Raw genomic sequence first — 16,565 nt, forward strand, 5'->3', positions numbered from 1 at the left:
TCGGCCCTCCCGCGCTCGCCTCGGTCGTCTCTGCCGCCTCGGTCGTTCCGTACCCGCCCGCCCGCCCGCCCGCCCGCCTGCCCTTCGCCCGCCCCGCCGTCCCGTGCTCGTCGCGTGCCCGCCCCGGTCGTCCCGCGCTCGCCCCGGGCGCTGCGCGCTCGTCCGGTCGCGGCCCTCCCCGCCCCCGCCTGCCACCTCGGTCGTACGGTGACGCCGCGTCAACAACCTCCGGGCGTACGGGAGATCACCCCCCGGGCGTACGGCTCCCGGACCGGAGGACGACGACCCGGCCCCCGCCGTCCGCCTAGCGTCCTGCCCATGAAGTCGCCACGTACTCTGCGCACGGCCGCCGCCGCGGCCCTCCTCATCGCCCTCACCGCCGCCGCCCCGGCGGTCGCGCAGACCCCGCCCCCCGTCACGACCGTCACCGCCACCACCACCGACCAGGCCGCCCAGCGGTCCGCCGAAGGGGTGCTGCTGCCCCGGCCCACCGGGGCCTTTCCGGTCGGGCGGGACACCCTCCACCTCGTCGACCGGTCGCGCGCCGACCTGTGGGTGCCCGAGCGGCCCCGCGAGCTGATGGTCGACCTGTACTACCCCGCCCGGTCCGCCGCCGGCGCCCCCGCCCCGTACGCGGACCCGCGCGAGGCGCGGCTGCTGCTGGAGGCCGTCGGCGCCCGCGACCCCGAGGCCGCCGCCAAGCTGGCCGCCACCCGCACCCACAGCGTCGCCGGTGCCCGCCCGGAGCGCGGCCGGCACCCGCTGGTCGTGCTGTCGCCCGGCTTCGGCGGGCCCCGGTACACGCTGACCACCCTCGCCGAGGACCTCGCCAGCCGCGGCTACGTCGTCGCCGTCGTCGACCACGCCCACGAGGCGGCCGGTGCGGTCTTCCCCGGCGGACGCGTCCTGACCTGCGTGGCCTGCGAGAAGGCCGAGACGCTGGAGGACATGCGGAAGGCCACGGTGAACCGCGGCCAGGACATCGCGTTCGTCCTGGACCGGCTGACCGGGCCGCGCCCCGCCTGGCGGCACGCCTCGATCGTCGACCGGAAGCGGATCGGCGCCGCGGGCCACTCCCTGGGCGGCGCCTCGGCGGCCTCCGTCATGGCCCAGGACCCCCGCGTGCGCGCGGGGGTCAACATGGACGGCTCGTTCGGCGACCCGGTACCGGCCGGCGGGCTCGACGGGCGCCCGTTCATGATGCTCGGCACCCACACCGGCGTGCACCTGCCCGGCAGCCAGGACCCCACCTGGGACGAGGCGTGGCGGAACCTCGACGGCTGGAAGCGCTGGCTCAGCGTGGAGGGCACCGACCACCTGACGTTCTCGGACATACCGATCCTCTTCGACCAGCTCGGCATCCCGTACGACGCGCCGACCCAGCCGACGATCCGCGCCGAGCGCGCCGTGGAACTGGTCCGCGCGTACGTCGCGGCCTTCTTCGACCTGCACCTGCGGGGCCTGCCCCGGCCGCTCCTCGACGGGCCCACGGCGGACCACCCGGAGGTGCACTTCAACCCGACCGCGCGGTGACGCGTTCCGTCCGGGCCGCCCGTCGCCGGGTGCACTCCAGCCCGACCGCGCGGTGACCCGGCGGCCGGGGGCGCGGTCCGCGCCGTTCCGGTCGCGCCGAAAGCCCTGACGGGAGCGGTGCGCCCCGGCCGGCCCGCAGGTCGGCCGGGGTGCCGGGGCGGCCGAAAGGCGGCGGACCGCGGGGGAGGGGCACTTGTCCGGGGCGAGTGCCGCTGACAGTCTTCCAGCGCGCGCCCTGCGGCGGCCGGGGCACGGGTCAGACCCCCGGTCGACCCCCCACCCGTTGGCTCTGCCCGATGGACCGTCCACCAGGAGTGCCTCCCATGCTGCGAACGATCCCGCGCACGCTGCTCGCCGCCGCGGCCACCGCCGCCCTCGCCGTCGCCACGGCCGTCACCCCGGCCGCCGCCGCCCCCGCCCCCGACACGGCGCCCGCCTCCGTCGCCGAGGCGCCCGCGCCCACCGCCGAGGCGGGCGGCACGGCGGCGGCCTCGGGATTCTGGTCCTGCACCGTCCCGTCCGGCTACACGTACACCAGCGCCCGGAGCACGCTCGGCTGTTCCACCGGCAGCGGCTTCACCACCGAGTACTACGTCCAGCCGCCCGCCGACAACCTGTGGGCCTGCACCACCATGCCGGGCTTCACCTACACCTCCACGCAGAGCACCCTGGACTGCTCCACGGGCAGTGGTTTCCGCACCAAGTACCTGCTGCACACGCCCGTGACGGGCCTGTGGGCGTGCACCGTCCCGACCGGCTTCACCTACACCTCCACGCAGAGCACCCTGGACTGCTCCACGGGCAGCGGCTTCCGCACCAAGTACCTGCTGCGCGCCGTGTAGGCCGCCTCCGGACGCGACGGGGCCCGGGACCCGGACGCCGAGGCGGCCGGGCCCCGGGCCCGGGGCACGTGGGGGACGTACCGGCTACTCGACCGTGACGGACTTCGCCAGGTTGCGCGGCTTGTCGATGTCCCGGCCCATGGCGAGGGCCGTGTGGTACGCGAAGAGCTGGAGCGGGATGCCCATGAGGATCGGGTCCAGCTCGTCCTCGTTCTTCGGCACGACGATCGTGTGGTCGGCCTTCTCCTGCTCCTGGTGCGCGACGGCGAGGATGCGCCCGCTGCGGGCCTTGATCTCCTCCAGGGCGGCGCGGTTCTTCTCCAGCAGGTCGTCGTCCGGGACGATCGCGACGGTCGGCAGCGCCGGCTCGATCAGCGCGAGCGGGCCGTGCTTCAGCTCGGACGCCGGGTACGCCTCGGCGTGGATGTACGAGATCTCCTTGAGCTTCAGGGAGGCCTCGAGCGCCACCGGGTAGCCGCGCACCCGGCCGATGAACATCATGGACTGGGCGCCCGCGTACGCGGCGGCCAGCTCCTTGATCTCGTCCTCCAGCTTGAGGATCTCGCCGATCTGCTCCGGCAGCTTGCGCAGGCCCTCGATGATCCGCTTGCCGTCCGTGACGGACAGGTCGCGGATGCGGCCGAGGTGCAGGGCGAGCAGCGCGAAGGCGACCACGGTGTTGGTGAAGCACTTGGTGGAGACCACGCAGACCTCCGGCCCGGCGTGGACGTACACGCCGCCGTCGGCCTCGCGGGCGATGGCCGAGCCGACGACGTTGACGACGCCGAGGACGCGGGCGCCCTTGCGCTTCAGCTCCTGGACGGCGGCGAGCACGTCGTACGTCTCGCCGGACTGGGAGACGGCGACGTACAGCGTGTCGGGGTCGACGACCGGGTTGCGGTAGCGGAACTCGGAGGCCGGCTCGGCGTCGGCGGGGATGCGCGCCATGCCCTCGATGAGGCTCGCGCCGATCATGCCGGCGTGGTACGAGGTGCCGCAGCCGAGGATCTTGATCCGGCGGATCGTGCGGGCCTCGCGGGCGTCCAGGTTCAGCCCGCCCAGGTGCACGGTGGAGAACCGGTCGTCGATGCGTCCGCGCAGCACGCGGTCCACCGCGTCGGGCTGCTCGGAGATCTCCTTGTGCATGTACGTGTCGTGGCCGCCCATGTCGTACGAGGCGGCCTCCCACTCCACGGTCTCCGGCGTCGCGGTGGTGGAGGCGCCCGACGTGGTGTAGGTGCGGAAGTCGTCGGCCTTCAGGGTGGCCATCTCGCCGTCGTCGAGCGTGACGACCTGGCGGGTGTGGGCGACCAGGGCGGCGACGTCGGAGGCGACGAACATCTCCTTCTCGCCGATGCCGAGGACGACCGGGGAGCCGTTGCGGGCGACCACGATGCGGTCGTTGAAGTCGGCGTGCAGCACGGCGATGCCGTACGTGCCCTCGACGACCTTCAGCGCCTCGCGGACCTTCTCCTCCAGCGTGGCGGCCTGCGAGCGGGCGATCAGGTGGGTGAGGACCTCGGTGTCCGTCTCCGACGCGAAGACGACGCCGTCCGCCTCCAGCTTGGCGCGCAGCTCGGCGGCGTTGTCGACGATGCCGTTGTGGACGACCGCGACCTTGTTCTCGGGGTCCAGGTGCGGGTGCGCGTTGTGGTCGCTCGGCGCGCCGTGCGTGGCCCAGCGCGTGTGGGCGATGCCGGTGGTGCCGGTGAAGCGCTTGGGGATGCGCGCCTCCAGGTCGCGGACGCGGCCCTTGGCCTTGACCATCTTCAGGCCCGAGGACTTCGGGCTGGTGATCACGACACCGGCGGAGTCGTAGCCGCGGTACTCCAGCCGCTGGAGGCCCTCCAGCAGCAGCGGGGCGACATCACGCTTACCGATATAACCGACAATTCCGCACATAGAGTTGGTACCCCTCCTGGTTTCGGGTGTGTGCCCGGGCGCTTCCCGTCCGGACGGGCCGGCCCGGTCGGATCGACCGGCCCGGTCGGGCCGACCGGTCCGGTCCGGCCGGTTCAGCCGTAGACGATGCGGCGCAGTTGCCGGAGCGAGAGCTCCGGTGGCGCCACGGCGCGGTGCGGCAGCTCCGCCGCGATGCGTTCAAAGATCTCCGCGTTCACCGCCCCGGCGGCCTGGAGCTCCCGGTGGCGGCGGCGGACGAACTCCTCCGTCGTCTCGTCGAAGTACGCCAGCACGTCGAGCACCACCCGGGCGGCCTCGCCGCGCTGGAGCGCGGTGCTGCGCACCAGGTGGTCGATGAGGTCGTCATGTGACGGGCGGCGATCGAGCACCCGTAGATATTGCGGGGTGAAGGGGCGCCTCCGCAAGAAATCTGCCCGCTATCGGGCAGGAGCCGTCATGATCGGAAGCAAAAACGGGCCTGGTCTAGACCGGAGGGGTCGGGAAACGACGAAACCGGGGCCCGGAGGAGGACCGTACTCCTCCGGGCCCCGGCCGGTCCGGGGCGCCCCTACGGGCGGTACTTGGCGATCGGGTTCCGCAGCGTCCCGACGAGCTGGAGCGCCGCGGACGGGTCCGCCAGGTCCACCATCTGCCGGTTGTTGCGGAGCTGGAGCCGGTTCAGGCAGGACAGCGTGAACTCCTCCGCGAAGACGTCGTACTGCGCGAACCTGTCCGCCAGCTCCGGCCGCGACTCCTGGTACGCCGTGACGCACTCGGCGACCGTCCGCCAGAACGACTCCTCGTCGAGGACGCCGTCGGCGTCCAGCGTGGCGCCCAGGAAGCGGAAGAAGCAGTCGAAGACGTCGGTGAAGACCGACAGCAGCTTCTGGTCCTCGGGCACCTCGACCCTGATGCGCTCCACCGCCGGCGGCAGCACCGCGTGCGGGTCCATGACGACGATCTCCTCGGCGATGTCCTTGAAGATCGCCCGCTGGACCGCGCCGTCCTCGATGACGAGGATCACGTTCTCGCCGTGCGGCATCCACGCCAGGTCGTACGCGTAGAAGGTGTGCAGGATCGGCAGCAGGTACGCGTCCAGGTAGCGGCGCAGCCACCGGTCCGGGGCGAGGCCCGACTCCGCGATCAGCGCTCCGGCGAACGACGCGCCCTCGTGGTCGACGTGGAGCAGCGACGCCATCGTGGCCAGCCGCTGCCCCGGCTCCAGGGAGGGCACCGGGCTCTCCCGCCACAGCGCGGCGAGCATCTTGCGGTAGGGCGAGTACCGGTCGGTGGCCGCCTCGTACTCCAGGTGCCGGTAGCCGACCGCCGCGCGCTCCCGGATGATCGAGAAGCGGGCCGCGCGCAGCACGTCGTCGCGGTCGATCAGGTTCGCCAGCCAGTCGTTGATGGCGGGCGTGGCCTGCATGTACGCGGCGGACAGGCCCCGCATGAAGCCCATGTTCAGCACCGACAGGGCCGTCTTGACGTAGTGCTTGGCCGGGTCCGAGGTGTTGAAGAACGTACGGATCGACTGCTGCGCCAGGTACGCGTCGTCGCCCTCGCCGAGGTACACCAGCCGCTGCTGGGCGATCTCCGCGGCGAAGGTGACGGTCAGCTTGTTCCACCACTGCCAGGGGTGGACCGGCACGAGGAGGTAGTCGGCCATGTCCAGGCCCCGCTCGGCGAGCGTGCGGGCGAAGGCGTCGACGGTGGCGTCGCCCAGCTCGGCGCGGACGAACGCGTCGTACTCGATGTCCGCGCCGGCCGTGAAGGCGGCGCGGTCCCGGTGCGCGGCCAGCCAGACGAGCCGCAGCGGGCTCGCCGCCTCCGGCGCGTACGCGTGGTACTCGTCGCCGCCGAAGCCGAGCCGGCCGTTGTTGGCGACGAAGCACGGGTGGCCCTCGGTCATGCCCGTCTCGACGGCCTGGAAGTCCGACGCCGCCAGCTCGGCGGCGGTCACCGGCGGTTTGGCGGACTTGTACGCCGTGCCGGAGAGGGTCGAGGAGATCTCCTCCAGGTACACGGGGAGGATCTCGTCGCTCAGGCCCAGCGCGCCGCGCAGCTCGATGACGAACTCCAGCGCGTCGACCGGCAGCTCCCGGCCGTCGCGGTGGCGGCTGATGGAGTCGGCGTACACCTGCCAGTGGTCCAGGGCGAACCGGCCGGCGGTGAAGCGGTACTCGGTGGTGCCGTCGTCGCTGAGGACCCGGTAGCGGCCCTCGCCCAGCGGCTGCGGGTCGAGCAGCCGCTCGTGGGAGAACTCGGCGAGGGCCTTGCGGACGAGGAGGCGGTTGGCGTGCGCCCAGCGCTCGGGGGTGAGGTGGGCGACGGCGCCGGCCGCGCGGTACGCGGGGGCGCTCATCGGGCGGCCCCCACGGCCGCCTCGAACGCCTCGCGGGTGCACACGCTCAGCAGTGCCTCCTTCTCGGGCTTGACGATCTTGTCGACGGGGACGAAGCCGACCGCCTCGTTGAGGGCGTGGACGGCGGTGTTGCGGACGTCCGGCTCGACGACGACGCGGGCGGTGGCCGGGTCGCGGAACAGTTCGGCCATCACGGCGGTGATCACGGCGCGGGTGAAGCCGTGGACCGGGGTGTCGGTCGGGGCGACCAGGAAGTGCATGCCGACGTCGCCGGGGAGCGGGTCGTACAGGCCGACCAGCTCGACCCGCGCGGGGTCGTAGCGCTCCATCAGGAACGCCGGCTCCCCGTCGTGGAGGCCGAGGAACGCGTCGTGGTGCGGGTGCGCGGCGATGGCCATGTAGTCCCGCTCGACGTCCTCCAGCCGGTGGTCCTGCATCAGCCAGTAGGACGCCTTGGGGTGGGTGACCCAGCGGTGCACCAGCTCGGCGTCGGCCAGCGGGTCGAGCGGGCGGAACGTGAAGGTGCCTATGCCGGGCGCCGCGTGCGCGGCGGTGGTGCTGGTGGTGCCGGTGGTGCTCATACGGTGAACTCCTGGAACGCGATGGACTTCTCGACGGGGTAGTACTCGGTCCCCAGCAGCTCACGAATGATGTAGGAGTTGCGGTACGCCCCCATGCCCAGGTCGGGGGAGGTGATCGAGTGGGCGTGGACCCCGGCGTTCTGCAGGAACACGCCGCGGCCCGTGACGTCGATGGAGTAGTTGCGGGCGATGTCGAACCGGCCGTGCCCGTCCCACTTGAGCCGTTCGTGCACGGGCTCCAGGAACGCGGGCACGCGGTACTTGTAGCCGGTGGCCAGGACGAGGCCCTCGGTGCGGATCTCGTACTCCTTGCCCTGCTCCTCCTGGCGCAGGCCCAGGGTGTACGTGCCGGTCGCCGCGTCGTACGACGCGGTGTTCAGCGACGAGTTGGTGAGCAGGCGCGTGGGGGCGGGGCCGTTCAGGTTCTTCTGGTACAGCAGGTCGAAGATGGCGTCGATGAGCTCGCCGTTGATGCCCTTGAAGAGGCCCTTCTGCTGGGCCTCCAGCCGGTAGCGGGTCTCCTCGGGCAGGGCGTGGAAGTAGTCGATGTACTCGGGGGACGTCATCTCCAGCGTGAGCTTGGTGTACTCCAGCGGGAAGAAGCGCGGGGAGCGGGTCACCCAGTTCAACTGGTAGCCGTGGACGTCGATCTCGGAGAGCAGGTCGTAGTAGATCTCCGCCGCGCTCTGGCCGCTGCCGACGAGGGTGATCGACTTCTTCGCCTTGAGGGCGTCCCGGCCCTGCATGTACCGGGAGTTGTGGAGGAAGTCGCCGCCCAGGTCCCGGCAGGCGTCGGGGACGTACGGCGGGGTGCCGGTGCCCAGGACGAGGTGGCGGGCGCGGAACGTGTCGCCGGCGTCCGTGTGGACCGCGTACACCTCGGCGGCCTCGTCGTACTCGACGCGGGTGACGGTCGTGCCGAAGCGGACGTTGCCCAGTTTCCCGGCGGCCCAGCGGCAGTAGTCGTTGTACTCGGCGCGCAGCGGATAGAAGTTCTCGCGGATGTAGAACGAGTACAGCCGGCCCTTCTCCTTCAGGTAGTTGAGGAAGGAGTACGGCGAGGTGGGGTCGGCGAGCGTGACGAGGTCCGACATGAACGGCGTCTGGAGGTGGGCGCCCTCGAGGAACATCCCCGAGTGCCACTCGAAGTCCGGCTTCGACTCCAGGAACAGGCCGTCGAGCTCCGCGATGGGCTCGGTCAGGCAGGCGAGGCCCAGGTTGAACGGACCCAGTCCGATACCGATGAGGTCAAGAGGCGTGGACAAGGTTCTCTCCCAGGTACTGCTCGGCGTGGCCGGCTATCAGATCGAGGACGGCGGCGATGTCGTGCACGGTCGTCTCGGGGTTGAGCAGGGTGAACTTCAGGTACTGGCGGCCACCGACCTTCGTGCCGGCGACGACGGCCTCGCCCGACGCGAACAGCGCCTTGCGGGCGTGCAGGTTGGCGCGGTCGATCTCCGCGGGGGCGGTGACGGCGGCCGGGACGTAGCGGAAGACGAGCGTGGACAGCGACGGCTGGACCACCACGTCGTACCGGGGGTCGGCGGCGAGCAGGTCGAAGCCGGCCGCGGCCAGGTCGCACACCTCGTCGAAGAGCTGGCCGATGCCGTCGGCGCCCATGACGCGCAGCGTCAGCCACAGCTTGAGCGCGTCGAAGCGGCGGGTCGTCTGCAGCGACTTGTCGACCTGGTTGGGGATCCGCTCCTCGACGGTGCGGCGCGGGTTGAGGTAGTCCGCGTGGTACGTGGCGTGGCGCAGCGTCGCCCGGTCGCGGACCAGCACGGCGGAGGAGCTGACGGGCTGGAAGAACGACTTGTGGTAGTCGACGGTGACGGAGTCGGCGCGCTCGATGCCGTCCAGGAGGGAGCGGCGGGTGGGGGAGGCGAGCAGCCCGCAGCCGTAGGCGGCGTCGACGTGCATCCACGCGCCGTACTCGGCGGCCAGCGCGGCGATCTCGGGCAGCGGGTCGATGGAGCCGAAGTCGGTGGTGCCGGCCGTGGCGACGATCGCCATCGGCACGAGGCCCTCGGCGGCGCAGCGGGCCAGCTCGGCGGCGAGGACGACGCTCTGCATGCGCTTGTCGCGGTCGCAGGGGATCGACACGACGGCGGACCGGCCGAGGCCGAGGAGCTGCGCGGACTTCTGGACGCTGAAGTGGCTGCACTCGGAGGTGAAGATGCGCAGTTTCGTCAGGTCGTCCGTCTTGGCCTCCTCGCGGGCCAGGAGCAGCGCCTGGAGGTTGGACTGGGTGCCGCCGCTGGTGAACACGCCGTCGGCGGAGGGCCCGAGGCCGATGCGCTCGGCGGTCCAGTCGACGAGGCGGCGCTCGATCAGCGTGCCGCCGGCGCTCTGGTCCCACGTGTCCAGGGAGGAGTTGACCGCCGAGAGGACCGCCTCGCCGAGCACGGCCGGGATGACGACCGGGCAGTTGAGGTGGCCCAGGTAGCGGGGGTGGTGGAAGTAGACGGCGTCCCGGAGGTACAGCTCCTCCAGCTCGTCCAGGGCGGCGGAGGTGTCGCCGAGGGGCCGGTCGAGGTCGACGGCGGAGACGAGCGGTGCGAGGTCGTCGGGGGTGACTCCGGTGAACGGGCGCCGCGTGGTGGCGAGTTTGCGCGCCACCCGCTCGACTCCTTCGGTGACGGAACGTCGGTACTGTTCCGCCGTCGCGTCGTTGAGCAGGTGCGAGCGCATGCGACATCCTCCCGGATGCGGGGACTTGGGCGTCCCTCAGGACAGGGTGAGGGGCGAGGGACGTTGTGTTACTTAGGTTAGCCTAACCTAAGTTGATCTCGCAACGTCGCTCGCCCCCACGGGTACGGCGTGAACTGCGGTGATGGGCGCGGCGGACGGTTCCTACGCCTGGTCGGCGGTCTCGGGCTCGGTCTCCGGGGCCTCGCGCAGGGCGTCCTCGCTCAGGCCCTTGCGCCAGTATCCGACGAACGTGACGCGGCGGCGATCCACCTGGCGCTCGTTCACGAAATGACGGCGCAAAGCCTTCACCGAACCGGACTCGCCCGCGAGCCACACGTACGGCGCCGAACCGGACACCCCGGCCGCGCGGACCGCCTCGACGGCCGAGGGCGCACCCTCGTCCCGCACGAGCCAGGTCACCGTCGCGTCCGCCGCGGTGCGCGGCTGGATCCGGTCGCCGGCGTGCGGGACCTCCAGCCACACCCGGACCCTGGTCCCGGCCGGCAGCCACTCCAGGATCGCCGAGGCGGCGGGCAGCGCCGTCTCGTCGGCCCACATCAGCACCTCGTCGGCGTCCTCCGGCAACCGGAAGCGGACACCGGTGTTGTCCTCCACGGTCGGACCCAGGACGGCCACGCGGTCGCCCTGGGCCGCCCGCAGCGCCCAACGGCAGGCGGGGCCGCCGTCCTCGTGGACGGCGAAGTCGATGTCGACCTCCGTCGTCCCGTCGTCGGCCCGGCGCTGCTCCCGCACCGTGTACGAGCGCATGACGGCCCGCACGTCGTCCGGCATGGCCCGCCACGCGCCCAGCGCGCCGTACAGGTCGCCGTCGACGACGGCCGGCACGACCGGCTCCGGCTGGCCCGGATGCGGCAGGAACAGCGACAGGCTCTGGTCCCGGCCCCCGGAGGCGAAGCCCGACAGGTCCTCGTCACCGGCGCCGGTGAAGGTCACGCGGACCAGCGACGGCCCGAGCCGCCGCGTCCGTACGACCTGGAGGGGAAAGAAGTTGAACGGCAGTGCGGCGGTCTCGGCGGTCGTCATGGGGTCAGGCCACCTTCTTCGCGTTCTCGATCGCCTCGGCGAGGTCCTCCAGCAGCGGGGCGCACTTCTCGTACGAGTAGATGGGCTCCGTGACACGGGGGATGACCTGGCCGGCCTTGACGGCGGGAAGCTGCGCCCAAGTCGGCTTGGAGGCGAGGTCCTTGGGCTGGATGGCCGAACTGCGGTTGTCCATCATGATGATGTCGGCCTTGTACTTGTCGACGTTCTCCCAGCTCAGGCCCTCGAACCAGCCGCCCTGGTCGAGCTTCGTGGGCACGACGACGTTCACGCCGAGCTCCTTGAAGTACAGGGTGTCGGTGGGGCGGGCCGGGGTGGAGACGTAGAACAGGTCGGCGCTGGCCGAACCGATGAGGACCTTGATCTCCGGCTTGGCCTTGGCGGCGGCGCGCAGCCGCGCGGCGGCGGCCTCGAAGCGGGCCTTGCTGTCGGTGACCTTCTTCGACGTCACGTCGCCGCCCAGGCTCTTCGCCAGGTCGGCGTGGCGCTGGAGCACCTTCGGCATCGACTGGTCGGCGGCCCACAGGGCGACGCTCGGGGCCAGCTTGAGGATCTTGTCCTTGGACTCGTCCGGCACGTACCAGAGCGCGTCCTTCTCCCACATGTCCGTGATGAGGACCTCGGGCTGGAGCTTGATGTACTCCTCGATGTTGAACTCGCCCCAGACGTTGCCGATGATCTTGACCTTGGCGATGTCGAGGTCGCCGGCCTGGACGTCGGGCTTGCCGTCGGCGGTCTTCGTCGGGCCGAAGACGCCCTTCACCTCGACGCCGAAGTCGTGCAGCGCCGCCGCCATGCCCGTGAAGGCGACGATGTTCTTCGGAGTGGCCTTGGCCTCCGCCACGACACCCCGGTCATCGGTGAACTTCCACGGGCCCGACGTCGCCGCGGCGTCCGCGCCGCCGGACTTCTCGGCGCCCTCGTCCTTGCCGCACGCGGCGAGCGCGGCGCCCAGCCCCAGGGCGCCTCCCGCGGCGAGGAGTCCACGTCGGGTCAGGTGGGTGGCTCGGGCGTTGCTGGGCATGGCGGGGTCGCTTTCGTACGGCCGGATTCCGGCCACTGGGCAAGTTCGAAGGTAGGTTAGCCTAACCTCAGATCTTGTCCAGAGGGTCCCCCTTTTTTAGGCTCGTTCCGCCTCCGGGGCGCTTTGAGCGGGTGTCGAGGCGGCGAACGTGCTCAGCGCTTCGCGCCGCCCTTTTTTAGGCTCGTTCCGCCTCCGGGGCGCTGTGAGCGGGTGTCGAGACGGCGAACGTGCTCAGCGCTTCGCGCCTCCGCGCGATCGCCCCCTCGACACCCGCGCGCCCCTTCGGCTCCACGAGCGGCCCACGAGGGCGTCCTCCCCCTACCTGCTACAGGGTCTTCGGCTCCAGGAGTGGCCCACGGGGCACCGTCCCCTCCCGGACCGCAGGGGGTTTCCGCCTCACCCGTCGCGCAGCCCTCCGCTTCCATGGGCGGTCCACAGGGGCACCGTCCCCTCCCGGTCCGCAGGGGACTTCGGGTCCGCGGGGTGCGCCCAGGGGGGAACCGTCAGGCCGACAGGCCCAGTTCGCGGGCGATGAGCATGCGCTGCACCTCGCTCGTGCCCTCGCCGATCTCCAGGATCTTGGAGTCCCGCCACATCCGCGCCACCGGGTACTCGTTCATGAAGCCGTACCCGCCGTGGATCTGCGTCGCCTCCCGCGCGTTGTCGACGGCGACGGTCGACGAGTACAGCTTCGCCAGCGCCGCCTCCTTCTTGAACGGCTCGCCCAGCACCAGCCGGGACGCCGCGTCCCGCCAGCCGATCCGGGCCATGTGCGCCCGCATCTCCATGTCGGCCAGCTTGAACTGGATCGCCTGGTTGTCCCCGATGGGCCGGCCGAAGGCGTGACGTTCCTTCGCGTACCTCACCGACTCGTCGACACAGCCCTGCGCCAGGCCCGTGGCCAGCGCCGCGATCGCGATGCGGCCCTCGTCCAGGATGCGGAGGAACTGCGCGTACCCGCGGCCCTCCTCGCCCAGCAGGTTCGTCACGGGCACGCGGACGTCGGAGAACGACAGCTCACGCGTGTCCGAGGCGTTCCAGCCGACCTTCGAGTACGGCGCGGCGACGGTGAAGCCCGGCGTGCCCGACGGGACGATGATGGACGAGATCTCCGGGCGGCCGTCCGGCTTGCGGCCCGTCACGGCGGTCACCGTCACCAGGCCCGTGATGTCCGTGCCGGAGTTGGTGATGAAGCACTTCGTGCCGTTGATCACCCACTCGTCGCCGTCCCGCACGGCCGTCGTGCGCGTCCCGCCCGCGTCCGAGCCGCACTCCGGCTCGGTCAGCCCGAACGCGCCCAGCACCTCCCCGGAACACAGCCGCGGCAGCCACTCCCGCTTCTGCTCCTCCGTGCCGAACCGGTGGATCGGCATCGCGCCCAGCGAGACGCCCGCCTCCAGGGTGATGGCCACCGACGAGTCGACGCGGGCCAACTCCTCCAGGGCGATGCCCAGCGCCAGGTAGTCGCCGCCCATCCCGCCGTACTCCTCGGGGAACGGCAGGCCGAACAGGCCCATGCGGCCCATGTCCCGCACGATCTCGTACGGGAACTCGTGGCGCTCGTAGAAGTCGCCGATCTTCGGCGCCACCACGTCGTGGGCGAACTCCTCGACGGTGCGGCGCAGTTCCTCGTGCTCGGCGGAGAGCCGGTGGTCCAGGGGCATGGGGGTCACTCCTTGTGGGAGAGGGCGCGGACGGTACGGGACGGGCTCGGGCGGCCCAGCTCCTCGGCCAGCCACACGCTCGTGGCGGTCAGCCGGCCCAGATCGACCCCGGTCTCGACGCCGAGGCCGTGGAGCATCCACACGAGGTCCTCGGTGGCGAGGTTCCCGGTGGCGGACTTGGCGTAGGGGCAGCCGCCGAGCCCGCCCGCGGAGGCGTCGACGGTGGTCACGCCGTGCTGGAGCGCGGCGAACGTGTTGGCGAGGGCCTGCCCGTACGTGTCGTGGAAGTGCACGGCGAGCGCGGACGCCGGCACGCCGGCCGCGCCCAGGGCCGTCAACAGGGCCGCCACGTGGCCGGGCGTGGCCACGCCGATCGTGTCCCCGAGGCTCAGCTCGTCGCACCCCAGGTCGGCCAGGCGGCGGGCGACGCCGACGACCCGTTCGACGGGGACGGGACCCTCCCACGGGTCCCCGAAGCACATCGACAGGTAGCCGCGCACCGCCAGCCCCTCCGCCTTGGCGCGGGCGACGACCGGCTCGAACATGGCGAGCGACTCGTCCACCGTGCGGTTCAGGTTGGCCCGGGCGAACGACTCGGTCGCGCTGGCGAACACGGCGACCTCGCGGGCCCCCAGCGCGAGCGCCCGGTCCAGCCCCCGCTCGTTCGGCACGAGCACCGGCAGGCGCACGTCCAGGTCGCGCACGAGCGGGAACAACTGCTCGGCGTCGGCCAACTGCGGCACCCACCTGGGGTGGACGAAGCTGGTCGCCTCGACCGTGTCCAGCCCGGCGTCCGCGAGGCGGCGGACGAACTCGGCCTTCACCCCGGTCGGCACGACGCCCGGCTCGTTCTGCAGCCCGTCGCGCGGGCCCACCTCGTGGATCCGCACGCGCGCGGGCAGCCCCGGCGCGGGAACCTCCATCGGGAGTCCACCGGTCATGTCGCGTCCTCCTCCGGGGCGTGCGGTTCGACGACGGCGAGCACCTGGTCCATGGCGACCGTCGTCCCGGGTGTGACGTCCAGCTCGACGACCGTGCCGTCGTGCGGGGCGGAGATGACGTGTTCCATCTTCATCGCCTCCACCACGACCAGCCCCTGCCCGGCCGTCACCCCGTCGCCCACGGCCACCTTCACCACCGTGACCGTGCCGGGCATCGGCGCGGTGAGCGCGTCGGCCCCGGCGTGCGCCGAACGGGTGAGGGAGGCGGCGACCGGGTCGTGGTCCAGGACGTTCCAGCCGTCCCCGTCCCGGCCGAGCCAGGTGCCGGCGCGGTGGAACGCGTGCGTCACGCCGTCCAGCGTGACCGTCACCCGGTCGGCGGTCACCGTACGGTCCGTGGCGCGCGCCCGGTGGGTGACGGGTTCGAGCCCCGCGACCCGCAGGTGGTGGGTGACCGGCAGCCGCTCGCCGCCCAGCCGCCACCCGCTCGGCACGGAGAACGGGTCGGTCCACCCGCGCGCGTCCGGCCGCGCGGCGAGCGCCTCCTCCCGCACGGCCGCCGCCGCCTCGTACACCTCCTCCGGCACCCCGTCCGGGACCAGCGCGTCGGCCTCCCGCTCCACCAGGCCCGTGTCCATCTCGCCCGCCACCACGTCCGGATGGGCCAGGAGGCGGCGCAGGAACCCGGCGTTCGTCGGCACGCCGAGCGTGACCGTGTCCGCGAGGGCGGCGCGCAGCCTGCGCAGGGCGGTGGCCCGGTCCGGGCCGTGGGCGACGACCTTCGACAGCATCGGGTCGTACAGGCTGGACACCTCGGTGCCGACGCTCAGCCCCGAGTCCGTCCGCACCCCCGCGCCCTGCGGCTCGCGCAGCGCGAGGACCGTGCCGCCGGACGGGAGGAAGCCGCGCGCCGGCTCCTCGGCGCAGACGCGGGCCTCCACCGCGTGCCCGGTGAGGGCGATGTCCTCCTGCCGGAACGGCAGCTCCTCGCCGGCCGCGACGCGCAACTGCCACTCCACCAGGTCCAGGCCCGTGACCAGCTCGGTCACCGGGTGCTCGACCTGGAGGCGGGTGTTCATCTCCATGAAGTAGTACTGGGTGGGGTCGCCGCCCGGGACGATGAACTCCACCGTCCCCGCGCCCCGGTAGTCGCACGAGCGGGCCGCCTGGACGGCCGCCTCGCCCATCGCGGCGCGCGTCCCCTCGTCCAGCAGGACGGACGGCGCCTCCTCGATGACCTTCTGGTGGCGGCGCTGGAGGGAACACTCCCGCTCCCCGAGGTGCACGACGTTGCCGTGGCCGTCGGCGAGGACCTGGATCTCGATGTGCCGGGGCCGGTCGATCCACCGCTCCACCAGCAGCGTGTCGTCGCCGAACGACGCCCGCGCCTCCCGGCGGGCCGCCGCGATCTCGTCCGCCAGCGCGGCCTCGGCCCGCACCAGGCGCATGCCCTTGCCGCCGCCGCCCGCCGAGGGCTTCAGCAGCACCGGCATGCCGATCTCCCGCGCCGCGTCGGCCAGTTCGCCGTCGCTCAGGCCGCTGCCCGAGGAGCCGGGCACGACCGGGACACCGGCCGCCCGGACGGTCTCCTTCGCGCGGATCTTGTCGCCCATCAGGGAGATCGCGTCGGCGGGCGGCCCGATGAAGACCAGCCCCGCGTCGGCGCAGGCCCGCGCGAACGCGGCGTTCTCCGCGAGGAACCCGTACCCGGGGTGGACGGCCTGGGCGCCGGTCCGGGCGGCGGCCTCCAGCAGCCGGTCGACGCGCAGGTAGCTCTCGCGGGCCGGCGGGGGGCCGATCCGCACCGCCGTGTCGGCCTCCCGCACGTGCCGGGCGCCGGCGTCGGCATCGCTGAACACGGCGACCGACCGCACCCCCAGGGCGCGGAGCGTCCGGATGACGCGGACCGCGATCTCGCCCCGGTTGGCGACGAGGACAGTGTCGAACATCGTCATGGTCGTCA

Annotated in this window: 13 protein-coding genes; 2 read left to right on the forward strand and 11 right to left on the reverse strand. The window is 72.3% G+C overall.

Features of this window, described 5'->3' with window-relative positions; all coding sequences use genetic code 11:
• The first annotated feature begins 318 nt into the window (after positions 1–318).
• Together AC07D6_RS00465 and AC07D6_RS00470 are read left to right on the forward strand one after the other, a co-directional pair.
• Complete coding sequence (locus AC07D6_RS00465) at positions 319–1,533, forward strand: alpha/beta hydrolase family protein (RefSeq protein WP_479040848.1); 1,215 nt, start codon at positions 319–321, stop codon at positions 1,531–1,533.
• A 323-nt stretch (positions 1,534–1,856) separates the two neighbouring features.
• Positions 1,857–2,375 carry a hypothetical protein gene (locus tag AC07D6_RS00470; protein ID WP_479040850.1) on the forward strand — a complete coding sequence of 173 codons (519 nt, stop codon included), beginning with the start codon at positions 1,857–1,859 and terminating at the stop codon, positions 2,373–2,375.
• A gap of 84 nt (positions 2,376–2,459) precedes the next feature.
• Here the strand turns inward: AC07D6_RS00470 and glmS are convergent, their stop codons facing one another.
• The 11 genes from glmS to AC07D6_RS00525 all read right to left on the reverse strand — a co-directional run bounded on the left by glmS (position 2,460) and on the right by AC07D6_RS00525 (position 16,551).
• Complete coding sequence (gene glmS, locus AC07D6_RS00475) at positions 2,460–4,277, reverse strand: glutamine--fructose-6-phosphate transaminase (isomerizing) (RefSeq protein WP_315876187.1); 1,818 nt, start codon at positions 4,275–4,277, stop codon at positions 2,460–2,462.
• 113 nt (positions 4,278–4,390) lie between these two features.
• Positions 4,391–4,666, reverse strand: coding sequence for a hypothetical protein (locus tag AC07D6_RS00480; RefSeq protein WP_315876186.1), 276 nt, complete (start codon positions 4,664–4,666; stop codon positions 4,391–4,393).
• 179 nt (positions 4,667–4,845) lie between these two features.
• Positions 4,846–6,639, reverse strand: a complete 1,794-nt coding sequence (locus AC07D6_RS00485) for an IucA/IucC family protein (protein ID WP_479040852.1) — start codon at positions 6,637–6,639, stop codon at positions 4,846–4,848.
• A complete protein-coding gene (locus AC07D6_RS00490; RefSeq protein ID WP_479040854.1) occupies positions 6,636–7,220 on the reverse strand; it encodes a GNAT family N-acetyltransferase in 585 nt (194 codons plus the stop codon). Before AC07D6_RS00490 ends, AC07D6_RS00485 begins: the two co-directional genes overlap by 4 nt.
• On the reverse strand, positions 7,217–8,485 hold the full coding sequence (locus AC07D6_RS00495) for a lysine N(6)-hydroxylase/L-ornithine N(5)-oxygenase family protein (protein ID WP_479040856.1): 1,269 nt from the start codon (positions 8,483–8,485) through the stop codon (positions 7,217–7,219). The genes AC07D6_RS00490 and AC07D6_RS00495 overlap by 4 nt, the downstream gene beginning before the upstream one ends.
• A complete protein-coding gene (locus AC07D6_RS00500) occupies positions 8,469–9,911 on the reverse strand; it encodes a pyridoxal phosphate-dependent decarboxylase family protein (RefSeq protein ID WP_479040858.1) in 1,443 nt (480 codons plus the stop codon). Before AC07D6_RS00500 ends, AC07D6_RS00495 begins: the two co-directional genes overlap by 17 nt.
• A gap of 162 nt (positions 9,912–10,073) precedes the next feature.
• Positions 10,074–10,955, reverse strand: a complete 882-nt coding sequence (locus AC07D6_RS00505; protein WP_315876181.1) for a siderophore-interacting protein — start codon at positions 10,953–10,955, stop codon at positions 10,074–10,076.
• A gap of 4 nt (positions 10,956–10,959) precedes the next feature.
• Positions 10,960–11,997, reverse strand: a complete 1,038-nt coding sequence (locus AC07D6_RS00510; protein ID WP_479040859.1) for an ABC transporter substrate-binding protein — start codon at positions 11,995–11,997, stop codon at positions 10,960–10,962.
• Positions 11,998–12,500: 503 nt separating this feature from the next.
• On the reverse strand, positions 12,501–13,661 hold the full coding sequence (locus AC07D6_RS00515) for an acyl-CoA dehydrogenase family protein (protein WP_315876179.1): 1,161 nt from the start codon (positions 13,659–13,661) through the stop codon (positions 12,501–12,503).
• Between the two features lie 5 nt (positions 13,662–13,666).
• Positions 13,667–14,602 (reverse strand): hydroxymethylglutaryl-CoA lyase, encoded by a 936-nt coding sequence (locus tag AC07D6_RS00520; RefSeq protein WP_479040861.1) that lies wholly within the window; start codon positions 14,600–14,602, stop codon positions 13,667–13,669.
• Positions 14,599–16,551: an acetyl/propionyl/methylcrotonyl-CoA carboxylase subunit alpha gene (locus tag AC07D6_RS00525; protein ID WP_479041532.1), complete on the reverse strand. Its 1,953-nt coding sequence runs from the start codon at positions 16,549–16,551 to the stop codon at positions 14,599–14,601. The genes AC07D6_RS00520 and AC07D6_RS00525 overlap by 4 nt, the downstream gene beginning before the upstream one ends.
• Between the last annotated feature and the right edge of the window lie 14 nt (positions 16,552–16,565).

It is taken from the genome of Streptomyces sp. NPDC045287 (assembly GCF_056432325.1).

Coding starts and splice junctions, on each gene's coding strand:
- AC07D6_RS00505 (WP_315876181.1), bottom strand. CDS start 10,955: ATGACGACCGCCGAGACCGCCGCACTGCCGTTCAACTTCTTTCCCCTC.
- AC07D6_RS00465 (WP_479040848.1), top strand. CDS start 319: ATGAAGTCGCCACGTACTCTGCGCACGGCCGCCGCCGCGGCCCTCCTC.
- AC07D6_RS00520 (WP_479040861.1), bottom strand. CDS start 14,602: ATGACCGGTGGACTCCCGATGGAGGTTCCCGCGCCGGGGCTGCCCGCG.
- AC07D6_RS00470 (WP_479040850.1), top strand. CDS start 1,857: ATGCTGCGAACGATCCCGCGCACGCTGCTCGCCGCCGCGGCCACCGCC.
- AC07D6_RS00500 (WP_479040858.1), bottom strand. CDS start 9,911: ATGCGCTCGCACCTGCTCAACGACGCGACGGCGGAACAGTACCGACGT.
- AC07D6_RS00485 (WP_479040852.1), bottom strand. CDS start 6,639: ATGAGCGCCCCCGCGTACCGCGCGGCCGGCGCCGTCGCCCACCTCACC.
- AC07D6_RS00525 (WP_479041532.1), bottom strand. CDS start 16,551: ATGTTCGACACTGTCCTCGTCGCCAACCGGGGCGAGATCGCGGTCCGC.
- glmS (WP_315876187.1), bottom strand. CDS start 4,277: ATGTGCGGAATTGTCGGTTATATCGGTAAGCGTGATGTCGCCCCGCTG.
- AC07D6_RS00510 (WP_479040859.1), bottom strand. CDS start 11,997: ATGCCCAGCAACGCCCGAGCCACCCACCTGACCCGACGTGGACTCCTC.
- AC07D6_RS00490 (WP_479040854.1), bottom strand. CDS start 7,220: ATGAGCACCACCGGCACCACCAGCACCACCGCCGCGCACGCGGCGCCC.
- AC07D6_RS00515 (WP_315876179.1), bottom strand. CDS start 13,661: ATGCCCCTGGACCACCGGCTCTCCGCCGAGCACGAGGAACTGCGCCGC.